Raw genomic sequence first — 11743 nt, 5'->3', positions numbered from 1 at the left:
CGGGCATGACGAACGATTGTGTATGCGTCGTGTTGCGATGTATTTGGCGTCAGCTCACGCGCTTCCAGGTCTGGCCGCCGCAGAACATGCCGCCGAAGGCGCAGCCCTGCACGCGCATCGCATTCGGCCCCTTCATTGCGATGGTGGAGTCGTAATTGCGGCCGGAGTCGGGATCGTGGATGCGGCCGCTCCACTTCGATCCCTCGGGCTTCATGTTGATCAGGATGCGCGCGTTGGTCTTCTCGGCGTAGCCGCAGAGATTGGCGCCGCACTGTTCGACGCGGACATTGCCCTTGTTCTCTTCAGTCGCCCACACGCCGAGCGGCGTGGTCGCGGCCGACGCGGGCGCGGCGGCAACCGGAGCAGGTGCAAGCGCGACTGGCTCAGGCGCAGCAGCAGGTGCGACAACGGGCGCAGGCTGCGCCGGGGTATCGAAGCCGACGGCAGGCGCGGCGGCAACGGTCGTGGCCGGAACGGAGGGAGCAGCGACAGCGGGCGCGGCCGGTGCGATGGACTGGACGGGCGCCTGCGGTACCGGCTGCTGCTGCACCGGAGCCGGCTGCGCGGTCGTGGTCGGAGCCGGCGTGGTGTCGTCATCGTCTTTGGAGCCGCCGAGGCCGTTGAGATTGATGCTGTTCAGCTTGATCGGCTTGTTCGACAGGCTAGGGGCGACGATGGTGACGCAGTCGAGCGAGGCGCAGTTGCGCGGCGTCTCAATGCGAATGTGCTGGCCTTCGATCTGGAACGAGATCGCGTTGCCGGCATGTGCAGCGGCGGTCGACGCGAGGAAGAGTGCGGTGGTGGCGATGTAGAGCTTGTTCATGACAATCTCCAAAATTGCGTGGTCCCGATGACCTGAGGTCGGTGAACGACTGAGCGTGGTTCGACCTTACGCTGGGCGGGGCTGGTGTTATGTGATGAACATCACAACGGGTCCGCCTTGCCGCGGCTGCTCTCTTCGCTCCGCTCAGGCAAGCACTGGACCTGCGTTGATCAATGGTGCGCGAAGCCGATCACGGCCTCGGCGAAGTGGAGCAAGGTCGTTGGATGCGTCGTTCAGATCATGCCGAGCACGATGGCGCCGACGAAGGCCATGGCGAGGTACGCGGCGATAACGCTCAGTCTTCCGACGAACGTCATGACGTTGCTCCCTGGGATCGCTCCCGCTATCGCGCTACTTTGCGGGCAAGGATCATGGTTAACAGAAAGACTCCTCCCAAAAAAGTCAGCCCCGCTGCCGTTCAGCGGCGACCCCGGCATGGTTAAGGAAGGCTGAAATCAACACGTTGAAGAGTCTTTAAGTAAATTCACCGAACGTGCGCGCATGACGCGCGGAGTTCGTTTGTATCTCGTCGGCTCCATCGTCCTTGTTTCGCTTGCGGGTTGCGGACGCGGCTTCTTTCAGGCCGAACGTGAACCGTGGCGGGCCGAGGCGGAAGCCGCATGCCTGAAGTCGGGCGCGGTCAAGGAGAGCGCGGACATCGTCCGCATCGAGCCGATCTCCGGCCCCGGCATGTGCGGCGCCGAATTCCCGTTAAAGGTCGCCGCCATCGGCGAAGGCTCCTCGAGCTACGGCTTTGCCGACGAGGATTTGCGTCCGCCCGGAAGCATCGGCAACCAGCCGCGCTGGCCGGTGACGCAGCCGCGATCCGGCTACCCGCAACGCCAGAACTATCCCGAGAGTGCGGTGCGCCAGCCGTCCGGTTACGGCGCGTCATCCGGCCCGGTCTCGCTCAACGCTCCCGGCGTGGCGCCGCAGGAGGACGAGATCGACCTGCCACCCGAAGGCACCGATGCCGCGGGTGCGGCGCGCTACATGAATGCGCCGAGCTATCCGGCAAGGCCGCCGGGGCCGGCGCCTTATTCGCAAGCCCCCGCGCAACAACCGCCGCCGCGCCTCGGTCCTGCGCAGGGCAATGCGGTCACCGCCGTCGGCCCGGTCGCAGTGAAGCCGGTCGCGACGCTGGCGTGTCCGATCGTGTCCGAACTCGACCGCTGGTTCGCCGACACCGTGCAGCCGTCGGCGATGCGCTGGTTCGGCACCCGCGTCGTCGAGATCAAGCAGATCTCCGCCTATTCCTGCCGCGGCATGAACGGCAATTCGCATGCCCACATCTCAGAGCACGCCTTCGGAAACGCGCTCGATATCGCAGCCTTCGTGCTCGCCGACGGCCGCCGCGTCACCGTGAAGGACGGCTGGCGCGGCATGCCGGAAGAGCAGGGCTTTTTGCGCGACGTGCAGTCCGGGGCGTGCGCGCATTTCACCACCGTGCTGGCGCCAGGCTCCAACGTCTATCACTACGACCACATCCACGTGGATCTGATGCGCCGCGCCAGCCGCCGCCTGATCTGCCAGCCGGCCGCCGTCTCCGGCGATGAGGTTGCCGCGCGGGCGCAGTCGCGCAATCCCTATACGAACTCGCGAGATCCCTACGTGACCGGCTCGCTCGGTGCGCACAAGAGCAAGCGCGAGAAGATCAACGAGGAAGACGAGTTCGCGGACGATTAGGCGGACACATTCCAAAATGCCCGCCGACATCGTCCGCTATCTCACGCATCCGCAGGTGTAAATCGATCTCGCCGGGCGTAGCGCTGCACCGCGAGCCACCACACTTCGGATCAGAACACGTCGATTGTCGGAAAGCGCGGCTCCCCGGTGATACAGTCCAAGAGGTAGATCGCCAGGCCGACGTCGCCGGTCCAAAGCGAATAGCGTCCGCGGTCAACGACCGTCCTGGCGCCGCGATACTGGACAATGGCCGTCATGGCGAATTGGCGTGCACGGTCGAGCCAGACCGGATCGTTCGTGCGGCGGTAAAGCTTGAGGAATGCGTAGCCGTTCCCGCCGGTGCCGTGGCACAGGTTCGAACCCTTGGTCAGCGGTCCGGCGGTCCAGGTCAACCGGCCGGCATCCAGCAGAAGTTCGTCAAAATCAGGCGTCGCGAACGGCGCGTCGGCAAATGTCGTCACCATGCCGGGAGCGCCGTGGCAGTGCTGACACAAGCTCGGTGGCGTCTCGCGCTTGCTTCTCGCGCCCCAATTGGTGCCAGTCTCGGACGACCACGCATTCGCGGCCAGGGTCTGCGGCACAACATCGGCCAATTGCGCCTGCTGTGCCGGCGTCAACCAGTCCCATCCACGCAGCAACGGGATGATGTTGCCGGCGAAGCCATGCACAGGCCCGAGCCAGCGGTCCTTGGCGCCGTACAGATCCTGGGTCCAGAGCCGACCTTGCGGCGTTTCCTCCAGATCATCCAACAGCCGGGCCGCTTGCATTTCGAACAGGCCACGCCATCGCGGCTCCCGTGTCATCTGGGCCATGTGGATCGCAGCCAGCATGGATCCGGGCATGCCCCACATCAGTTCACGAATCGGGAGTTCGGTATTGGCTTCGGCGCGCGCATGGACGAGATCGGCCAAGCCCGGCGTGGGATCAAGGCGCATGGCGACAAGGGCGGCTCCCATGTCGCCAAAAAGCAACGAGCCGTGTTTGGCGTAGCCGGCCGGCGAATCCCTCTCGAACCTGGCGGTTGTCCGTTCGAGGAGTTTTGGCAAGACCGCGCGAAAGTCTTTTGCGGCAGGGCTGGCGCCGACACGATGCAAATAATCGAGCGCCCAGATGACGCCCGCCGCGCCATAGTAGAAGCTGGGGTTGCCGTCCACCCCGTCGTCGCCGGGGTGACCGGGCCAAAACGTCTGGGGATCGAAATCAGCGATGGCATCGGCAACGATGTCTGCAATCGCGGTGCGGACGGCCAACTCGCTCCAGGCGTCGTGCGCAAGCGCGCGGTGGCGACTGGGGGTGATCATGACCTGCGTTTTCCAACGTCCGTCGACGGCGTGAGCCCCATGCAGTGCTGAACTTCGGCCGGTACGGTGTAGGTCCGCATGATATGGCGGCTGTCGCGCAGGCCGGTCGCTTCACGTTGCACCACGAACATCCAGAGCGCCTGGCCGGCTGCCATCACCAGCTTGCGCCGGGCCGGCTGCAGCGAGGCCGGTATGTCCGGGAGCGCGTGCGTGGCGTCGAACGCGCGCAATTCCGCGAGGGCCTGTTCGAGCGTGCGGCCCATTCGTCCAAGCGCTGAGGCCTGTTCCTGGACGATCTCATAATGGAGGATATCGACCGGCGGGCGAAGATCACGGGACATGGCGCTCAATATAATGCACCGCGAACCGCATGCGCAACGCGTGGACTGCTGCCGCTACTTCGCCCGATAAGCCGCCAGAAACATCCGCGTCGCGCTGTCGATGACTTCGGCGATGCGTTCCTCCGACGGCGCCGGTGCGGCCTGGAAGACGAAGGGCAAGAACAGTGAGGCCTTGCACAGCTCCATGAACTGCGAGGCCGCAAGGTTGCAATCGTCGATGTTGAGATCGTCGGAAGCGATATGGGCTTTGAGATATTCGGAGAGCCGGTTGATGGTCTTGTCGAGCACGCGCAGATAATAGCGCCGGCCGACGTCGGGCATGCGCTCGGCGATCGCCATCACGGTGCGGATCGCCGATCCGCCGCCGGGCCGGCAGAGCAGGTGGATGTAGGCCTGGCCGAAATCCCTCAGAGTGGTCTCGACATCGCGCGCGGGATCGAAATTGAACGCGACCTGACCGTGCTGGAGCGCCTCCTGCTCGAGGATGGCTTCGAACAGCGCGGATTTGTCCGCGAAATAGACGTAGAGTGTGCCCTTGGAGACCGCGGCCGCGCGGGCGATCTCGCCCATGCTGGCGCCGTCAAAGCCGAGATCCATGAACACCTTGCGGGCACCGTCCAGAATCTGGCGGCGTTTCGAGCTGTCCTCTTCGGAGACGACGTGCAGATGTTCGTGCTCGGCTGCAACCATTGGTTTAGGGTCTCGAAAGGTTTTGCCGCAGGGTTTGGATCCTGAAACCCAAATAGAGGATTCGGGCCGGTAAGGTTCTGCCGGGCAGAATATGTATATTGACCGAACCGTTCGGTCAATGGTATTTGGGATAGGCGACAGGATCGGGCCGCACGACGGCCCGTCCGGGGTCGCGCTTTTTTGTTGGGGAGGCCTTTATGGCCGCATCGAGAGACCAGGCTGCGCGCGTCCTTCGCGAGGAAGCGGTAGAGACGACCCCCGCGAACACTGAAGCTGCGAGCGAGACATCTGCAGCGATCGCCGGGCAGTTGCGCTCCCATGTGACCGAAGAGACCAAGCGCCGCACCAGCGAGGCGCTGGAGAAGCCGGTGACCGACAAGCCGGCTCCGAATGCAACCGCTGCGGCCGCGCCCAAATCCGGTAAACGCAAATTTGTCCTGATGGGCGTCGGCCTCATGCTGGCGCTCGCGGCCGCGAGCTATGCCGGCTACTACACGCTGGTCGGCCGCTTCTACGTCTCCACCGATGACGCCTATGTTCGCGCCAACAACACCATGCTCGGCGCGCGCGTCGCCGGTCACATCTCCTCGATCCTCGCCGGCGACAACACGCTGGTGCGCGCCGGCGATATCGTCCTGCGCATCGACGACGGCGACTACAAGATCGCGGTCGATGCCGCCGCGACCCGGATCGCGACCCAGCAGGCCACGATCGATCGCATCGGACGCCAGGTTGCTGCTCTCGACAGCCAGGTCGCGCAAGCCAAGGCGCAGCTGGTCTCCGCGGAAGCGGGTCTCAAGCGCGCCGATCTTGATTACGAGCGGCAGCAGGCGCTGAACAGCAAGGGCTTTGCCTCGCGTGCCACATTCGAATCCTCGGAAGCTGGGCGTGACCAGGGCGCCGCGGCGGTCAAGGCCGCGCAGGCCGCCTATGACGTCGCCGTCAGCAATGTCGACGTCGCCAAGGCGCAGCAGGCCGAAGCGCAGGCGCAGCTCGCCGAGCTCAAGACCACCCTCGCCAAGGCCGAGCGTGATCTCAGTTTCACCGCCGTACGCGCGCCGGTCGACGGAACGTTCTCGAACCGCCTCGTCAGCGCCGGCGACTTCGTCGCAGTCGGCCAGCGTCTCGGCAACGTCGTGCCGCTCGACAGCGTCTATATCGACGCCAACTTCAAGGAAACCCAGCTCAAGCGCATCCGCCCCGGCCAGCCGGTGACGATCAAGGTCGATGCCTACGGCATGCGCAAATTCGCCGGCGTCGTCGACAGCATCGCAGCGGGCGCGGGCTCGGTGTTCACGCTGCTGCCGCCGGACAACGCCACCGGCAACTTCACCAAGATCGTGCAGCGCGTGCCGGTCCGCATCCGCGTGCCCAAGGCTGTCGCCAAGCAGAACCTGCTCCGCGCCGGCATGTCGGTCTATGCGACCGTCGACACCAACAAGGGCGCGGCCGACGCCGACAGCGAGATCGATCTCGACGATCCCACCGCGATTCACCCGCAGTAGGATTGGCTGCGATGATGCGCAGCTGCGCCATAGCCCCGAGCGACGCTGCGCGCCCTCTCCCGCTTGCGGGAGAGGGCAGGGGAGAGGATGTCTCCGCTAGGGAGACACCCCGAGAGGATAGAGCCCTCACCCGCCGCGCTCTTCGAGCGCGTCGACCTCTCCCGCAAGCAGGAGAGGTAAGACGAACCTGCGGCTTGAGTGAGAGCTAACGCCATGGCCGATGCCACGACTGCTTCACCGGCCATGATGGCGGCCCCGGCTTCGGAGCGCATCGCGCCGAAGCGGCTGATCGCCTTCATCGTCATGGTGTTCGGGATGTTCATGTCGATCCTGGACATCCAGATCGTCTCGGCGTCCTTGAGCGAAATCCAGGCCGGCCTGTCGGCCAGCTCCAGCGAAGTCTCCTGGGTCCAGACCGCCTATCTGATTGCCGAAGTCATCGCGATCCCGCTATCGGGCTTCCTGTCGCGCGCTTTCGGCACGCGGTTGCTGTTCGCAATCTCGGCGGCCGGCTTCACCATTTCGAGCCTGCTCTGCGGCTTTGCCTCCACGATCGAGGAGATGATCCTGTGGCGCGCGCTCCAGGGATTTCTCGGCGCCGGCATGATCCCCACGGTGTTCGCCTCCGCCTATACCGTGTTCCCGCGCTCGAAATTCCACATCGTCGGTCCCATCATCGGCCTCGTCGCGACATTGGCCCCCACCATCGGGCCGACGGTGGGCGGCTACATCACCGATCTGATGACGTGGAACTGGCTGTTCTTCATCAACGTCGTGCCCGGCATCGGCATCACCATCGGCGTGCTGGCGCTGGTCGATTTCGACGAGCCGCATTTCGAATTGCTCGACCGCTTCGACTGGTGGGGCCTGATCTTCATGGCCGGTTTCCTCGGCACGCTGGAATACGTGCTGGAGGAAGGCCCGCAATATGAATGGATGCAGGATGCTTCGGTCGCGATCTGCGCCTGGATCTGTGCCATCTCGGCGATCGCCTTCTTCTGGCGCGTCTTCACGGCGGCCGAGCCGATCGTCAACCTGCGCACTTTCTCCGACCGCAATTTCGCGATCGGCTGCCTGCTCCAGTTCTGCATCGGCATCGGCCTCTACGGCCTGACCTACATCTATCCGCGCTATCTCGCCGAAGTGCGCGGTTACAGCGCGCTGATGATCGGCGAAACCATGTTCGTCTCCGGGATCACCATGTTCCTGGTTGCGCCGCTGGTCGGCCGGCTCATGGCGAAGGTCGACATGCGCTACATGATCGCGTTCGGCCTCGTCGTGTTCGCGATCGGCTCCTACCAGATGACATGGATCACGCGCGACTACGACTTCTACGAACTCTTGATGCCGCAGATCCTGCGCGGCATCGGCATGATGTTCGCGATGGTGCCGACCAACAACATCGCGCTCGGCACGCTGGCGCCGGACCGGGTCAAGAACGCCTCGGGCCTGTTCAACCTGATGCGCAATCTCGGCGGCGCGGTCGGACTGGCCGTAATCAACACCGTGCTCAACGACCGCACCGACCTCCACATCACGCGTCTCCAGGAGCGCGTGACCTGGGGCAATGCGACCGCGACCGAAACGCTGAACATGTTCATGCAGAAGTTTCAGGGGCTCGGCGACGCCACGCTGATGGCGATGAAGCAGCTCAGCCAGATCGTACACCGCCAGGCCGTGGTGATGAGCTTTGGTGATGCCTTCTTCATGCTGACACTGTTCTATCTCGCCCTCAGTCTCACGGTCATGCTGCTGAAAAAGCCGGCTTCGCCGTTCGGCGCCGGCGGCGATGCGCACTAAATTGCAACACTCGCGCTTGATCTCGCGCGAGCCGTGTTGCAAATCGCAAGCGATACATCTATAAAGCGCACCTCATTGAATCGAACCGGGGAGGATTTGCATGATTTCGTCGCATTTGCAGATCGCACGCCCGCGCTCGATGATGTTCTGGCTCGGTATGTGCTCGGCCTTCTAGAGGTCATTTCCGCCAGCTTCGATCGGGCGCCAGGCCCCGATCGCTCCGCTTCCCAAGTCAAAGCCAATCTTAAGTGACGCCGTCTCGGCCCTCGCGGCCGGCCTGCGTCCATTGATGGAGCCGGCCCGCGCGAGATGCGGCCGGGTGATGCCATGACCGTTCTGTCAAAAAAGCCCGCGGCAATACGCGTGGTGCTGCCTTTCGTATTCCGGCACTGGCTCAAGCAGCCGGGGCGCACGTTCATCGTGGCCGGCGGCCTGTTGGGGGCGACCATCGCCGATCTGTTCATGCCGGTGTTCTCGGGACATCTGGTCGACGCGCTGACGCGCGGCCCGTTCGATCCGGATGCGCGTCACGCGGCGCTGGTGGCGCTGGGCGGAATCGTGGCGCTGGGCGCAGCCTCCATGGCGCTGCGGCTGACCGGCCTCCAGGCCATCGTGCCGTTCACGCTGAAGATCATGTCCGAGGTCGCCGAAGGCGCCTTCATGCGTGTGCAGCGCTTCTCGACCGACTGGCACGCCAATTCCTTCGCCGGATCCACGGTGCGCAAGGTCACCCGCGGCATGTGGGCGCTCGACCTGTTGAACGACACCATATTGATGGCGCTGGCGCCCTCGCTGCTGGTGCTGATCGGGTCGATGATCCTGCTCGGCGTGCACTGGGCCTCGCTTGGCGCGGTGATCGCGCTGGGTGCGCTGGTCTATGTCACGATGACGGTGCTGTTCTCCACGCGCTACATCGCGCCGGCCGCGCGGGTTTCCAACGCCTGGGACACCAAGGTCGGGGGCACGCTGGCTGACGCGCTGACATGCAACGCGGTGGTGAAGTCGTTCGGCGCGGAAGCGCGCGAGGATGCACGGCTTGGCCGTGTCATCAACCGCTGGCGCGTGCGCGTGCGGCGGACCTGGCTGCGCTACAATTACACCAATCTGGCGCAGCTCGCGGTGCTGCTGGCCTTACGTGCCTCCGTGATAGGCGGTTCGGTGCTGCTTTGGATGTTTGGGCACGCCTCGCCGGGCGACGTCACCTATGTGCTGACCAGCTACTATGTCATCCACGCCTACCTGCGTGACGTCGGCATGCACATCAACAACCTGCAGCGCTCGGTCAACGACATGGAGGAGCTGGTGGCGATCCATGACGAGCCGATCGGGATCGCCGATGCGCCCGACGCGCAGCCGATCGCGATCGAGGGCGGCGAGATCGTGTTCGACGACGTCACGTTCCACTATGGCGGCCATCGCGCGCCGTTGTACGACGGCCTGTCGGTAACGATCCGCGCCGGCGAACGGGTCGGCCTCGTCGGCCGCTCCGGCTCCGGCAAGACCACCTTCGTCAAGCTGGTGCAGCGGCTCTACGACGTCTCGGGCGGTCGCATCCTGATCGACGGGCAGGACATCGCGAAGGCCACGCAGCAATCGTTGCGCAGCCAGATCGCGATCGTGCAGCAGGATCCGATCCTGTTTCATCGCTCGCTCGCCGAGAACATCGCGTACGGCCGGCCCGGCGCCAGCCTGGAGGCGATCGAGCAGGCGGCGCGGCTCGCCAATGCGCACGACTTCATCCTGCGCCTGCCGAAGGGTTACGGCACCCTCGTCGGCGAGCGCGGCGTAAAACTGTCGGGCGGCGAGCGGCAGCGCGTGGCGCTGGCGCGCGCCTTCCTCGCCGATGCGCCGGTGCTGATCCTGGATGAGGCGACCTCGAGCCTGGATTCGGAATCGGAGGCGCTGATCCAGCAGGCGATGGAGCGGCTGATGAAGGGCCGCACCTCGATCGTGATCGCGCACCGGTTGTCGACGGTGCGCAGCCTCGATCGCATCCTGGTGTTCGACCGCGGCGAGATCGTCGAGCAAGGCACCCATGCCACGCTCGCGGGCAAGCTAGGGGGCATCTACCGCGGCCTGTTCGAGCGCCAGGTGGTGGAACTCGGGCACGTCGCAGCAGCGGAATGAGGCGCGCGGCAGCGGGACGATCGTCCCGCCGTCACGTCCTCGAGGGGGAATGAGATGAAGGACCTGACACGCGGCTCCATCGTGAACCACATCCTGAGCATGGCGCCACCGATCGTGGTCGGCATGATCACGATCATGATCTGCCAGCTGGTCGACCTGTACTTCGTGGCAGGGCTCGGCGATGCCGCAGTTGCCGGCGTCGCTGCGGCCGGCAATGCGGGCTTTCTCGTCAATGCGCTGATGCAGGTGCTCGGCGTCGGCACAGTGGCGCTGATGGCGCACGCCGTGGGGCGCAAGGACCTCGACGACGCCAATCTCGTGTTTAACCAGGCGGTCGTCCTGTCCCTGCTGTTCGGGTTGCTGACATTGGCCGGGGGTTTTGCACTCTCGCGCCCTTATATGCGCGCGATTGCAGCGGACGAAGCCACGATCGAGGCCGGCACGACCTATCTGCTCTGGTTCATGCCGGCGCTGGCGCTGCAATTCGCGACACAGGTGATGGCGTCCGCATTGCGTGCCACCGGCATCGTGCGGCCCAGTATGCTGGTGCAGGTCCTTGCCGTGGCCATCAACATCGCGCTCGCGCCGGTGCTGATCACGGGCTGGGGCACTGGACATGCGCTGGGTGTCGCCGGAGCGGGCCTTGCAAGCTCCATCGCGGTCTTCATCGGCGTGCTGATGCTGCTTGTCTATTTCCTCAGGCGGGAGCGTTACGTCGCCTTTCATCCCGCGCAATGGCGGCCGCAGCTTCGGGATTGGAGGAGAATTCTCAATGTCGGGCTGCCGGCAGGCGGCGAGTTCGTGATGGTCTTCATCATCATGGCCGTGGGCTATTACGTGCTGAGCGTTTTTGGTCCGGCGGCGCAGGCAGGATTTGGCATCGGCACGCGTCTGCTCGGCTTGATCCAGATGCCGGCGCTCGCCATCGCGCTTGCTGCAGGGCCAATCGCCGGCCAGAATTTCGGTGCAGGCAATGGGGCGCGCGTGCGAGAGACCTTTGTCAAGGCGTCGCTTATTGCGACCGCCGTGATGATGGCTTTTCTGATCGTCGCGCAGTTCGCGCCTGGTCTGCTGCTTGCCGGGTTCTCGAACGATCCGGAAACGATGGCGGTTGCGTCGCTTTTTTTGCGTATCATCTCGCTCAACATGGTGGCGCAGGGGCTGATCTTCATCTGCTCCAGCATGTTTCAGGGGCTTGGCAACACCACGCCAGTGTTGTGGACCTCGGCAACGCGGGTCCTCACCTATTCTCTGCCGTCGGTCTGGATCTCCACGTGGCCGGGCTTCCGGATGGAGCATGTCTGGTACTTGTCGATTGCGACCACGACGCTGCAGGCCGCCCTGAGCGTGTGGCTGTTGCTGCGGGAGTTCAGGAAGCGCCTTGCGCCGCCAGCACAGGCGAAGGCTACGGAGCCGTCTGATCCCGAACCCGTTGCGCCACCGGTGCGCGAGCCGGCGTAGCAAGGCCCC

General features: G+C 64.6%; 9 protein-coding genes. 5 read left to right on the top strand and 4 right to left on the bottom strand.

Annotation, left to right across the window (positions count from 1 at the left end; translation table 11 throughout):
* Positions 1-49 precede the first annotated feature (49 nt).
* On the bottom strand, positions 50-823 hold the full coding sequence (locus FXV83_RS27180; protein ID WP_148742654.1) for a DUF2147 domain-containing protein: 774 nt from the start codon (positions 821-823) through the stop codon (positions 50-52).
* Between the two features lie 501 nt (positions 824-1324).
* Here FXV83_RS27180 and FXV83_RS27170 point away from each other — a divergent pair.
* Positions 1325-2509 (top strand): extensin-like domain-containing protein, encoded by a 1185-nt coding sequence (locus tag FXV83_RS27170; protein WP_148742652.1) that lies wholly within the window; start codon positions 1325-1327, stop codon positions 2507-2509.
* Positions 2510-2619: 110 nt separating this feature from the next.
* Here FXV83_RS27170 and FXV83_RS27165 read toward each other — a convergent pair whose 3' ends face one another.
* The 3 genes from FXV83_RS27165 to FXV83_RS27155 are packed head-to-tail and all read right to left on the bottom strand — an operon-like array spanning position 2620 to position 4841.
* Positions 2620-3810: a lanthionine synthetase C family protein gene (locus tag FXV83_RS27165; RefSeq protein ID WP_148742651.1), complete on the bottom strand. Its 1191-nt coding sequence runs from the start codon at positions 3808-3810 to the stop codon at positions 2620-2622.
* Entirely contained in the window at positions 3807-4151 is a 345-nt protein-coding gene (locus tag FXV83_RS27160) for a DUF6665 family protein (protein ID WP_148742703.1), read from the bottom strand. Before FXV83_RS27160 ends, FXV83_RS27165 begins: the two co-directional genes overlap by 4 nt.
* A 54-nt stretch (positions 4152-4205) precedes the next feature.
* A complete protein-coding gene (locus tag FXV83_RS27155) occupies positions 4206-4841 on the bottom strand; it encodes a TetR/AcrR family transcriptional regulator (RefSeq protein WP_148742650.1) in 636 nt (211 codons plus the stop codon).
* 197 nt (positions 4842-5038) lie between these two features.
* On the opposite strand from FXV83_RS27155, the gene FXV83_RS27150 reads away from it, so the two are divergent.
* The 4 genes from FXV83_RS27150 (at position 5039) to FXV83_RS27135 (ending at position 11734) form a co-directional block, all read left to right on the top strand.
* Positions 5039-6346, top strand: coding sequence for an HlyD family secretion protein (locus FXV83_RS27150; RefSeq protein WP_148742649.1), 1308 nt, complete (start codon positions 5039-5041; stop codon positions 6344-6346).
* A gap of 213 nt (positions 6347-6559) precedes the next feature.
* Positions 6560-8146 (top strand): DHA2 family efflux MFS transporter permease subunit, encoded by a 1587-nt coding sequence (locus FXV83_RS27145; protein WP_148742648.1) that lies wholly within the window; start codon positions 6560-6562, stop codon positions 8144-8146.
* 327 nt (positions 8147-8473) lie between these two features.
* A complete protein-coding gene (locus FXV83_RS27140; RefSeq protein WP_187436187.1) occupies positions 8474-10273 on the top strand; it encodes an ABC transporter ATP-binding protein in 1800 nt (599 codons plus the stop codon).
* A gap of 54 nt (positions 10274-10327) precedes the next feature.
* Positions 10328-11734, top strand: coding sequence for an MATE family efflux transporter (locus FXV83_RS27135; RefSeq protein ID WP_148742646.1), 1407 nt, complete (start codon positions 10328-10330; stop codon positions 11732-11734).
* Positions 11735-11743 lie beyond the last annotated feature (9 nt).

Source organism: Bradyrhizobium hipponense (genome assembly GCF_008123965.1).
In the GTDB taxonomy this organism is placed as follows: domain Bacteria; phylum Pseudomonadota; class Alphaproteobacteria; order Rhizobiales; family Xanthobacteraceae; genus Bradyrhizobium; species Bradyrhizobium hipponense.
Note: the sequence above shows the minus strand (reverse complement) of the source record. Positions and strands in the feature narration are given on the sequence as shown.

Coding starts and splice junctions, on each gene's coding strand:
- FXV83_RS27180 (WP_148742654.1), bottom strand. CDS start 823: ATGAACAAGCTCTACATCGCCACCACCGCACTCTTCCTCGCGTCGACC.
- FXV83_RS27170 (WP_148742652.1), top strand. CDS start 1,325: ATGACGCGCGGAGTTCGTTTGTATCTCGTCGGCTCCATCGTCCTTGTT.
- FXV83_RS27165 (WP_148742651.1), bottom strand. CDS start 3,810: ATGATCACCCCCAGTCGCCACCGCGCGCTTGCGCACGACGCCTGGAGC.
- FXV83_RS27160 (WP_148742703.1), bottom strand. CDS start 4,151: ATGTCCCGTGATCTTCGCCCGCCGGTCGATATCCTCCATTATGAGATC.
- FXV83_RS27155 (WP_148742650.1), bottom strand. CDS start 4,841: ATGGTTGCAGCCGAGCACGAACATCTGCACGTCGTCTCCGAAGAGGAC.
- FXV83_RS27150 (WP_148742649.1), top strand. CDS start 5,039: ATGGCCGCATCGAGAGACCAGGCTGCGCGCGTCCTTCGCGAGGAAGCG.
- FXV83_RS27145 (WP_148742648.1), top strand. CDS start 6,560: ATGGCCGATGCCACGACTGCTTCACCGGCCATGATGGCGGCCCCGGCT.
- FXV83_RS27140 (WP_187436187.1), top strand. CDS start 8,474: ATGACCGTTCTGTCAAAAAAGCCCGCGGCAATACGCGTGGTGCTGCCT.
- FXV83_RS27135 (WP_148742646.1), top strand. CDS start 10,328: ATGAAGGACCTGACACGCGGCTCCATCGTGAACCACATCCTGAGCATG.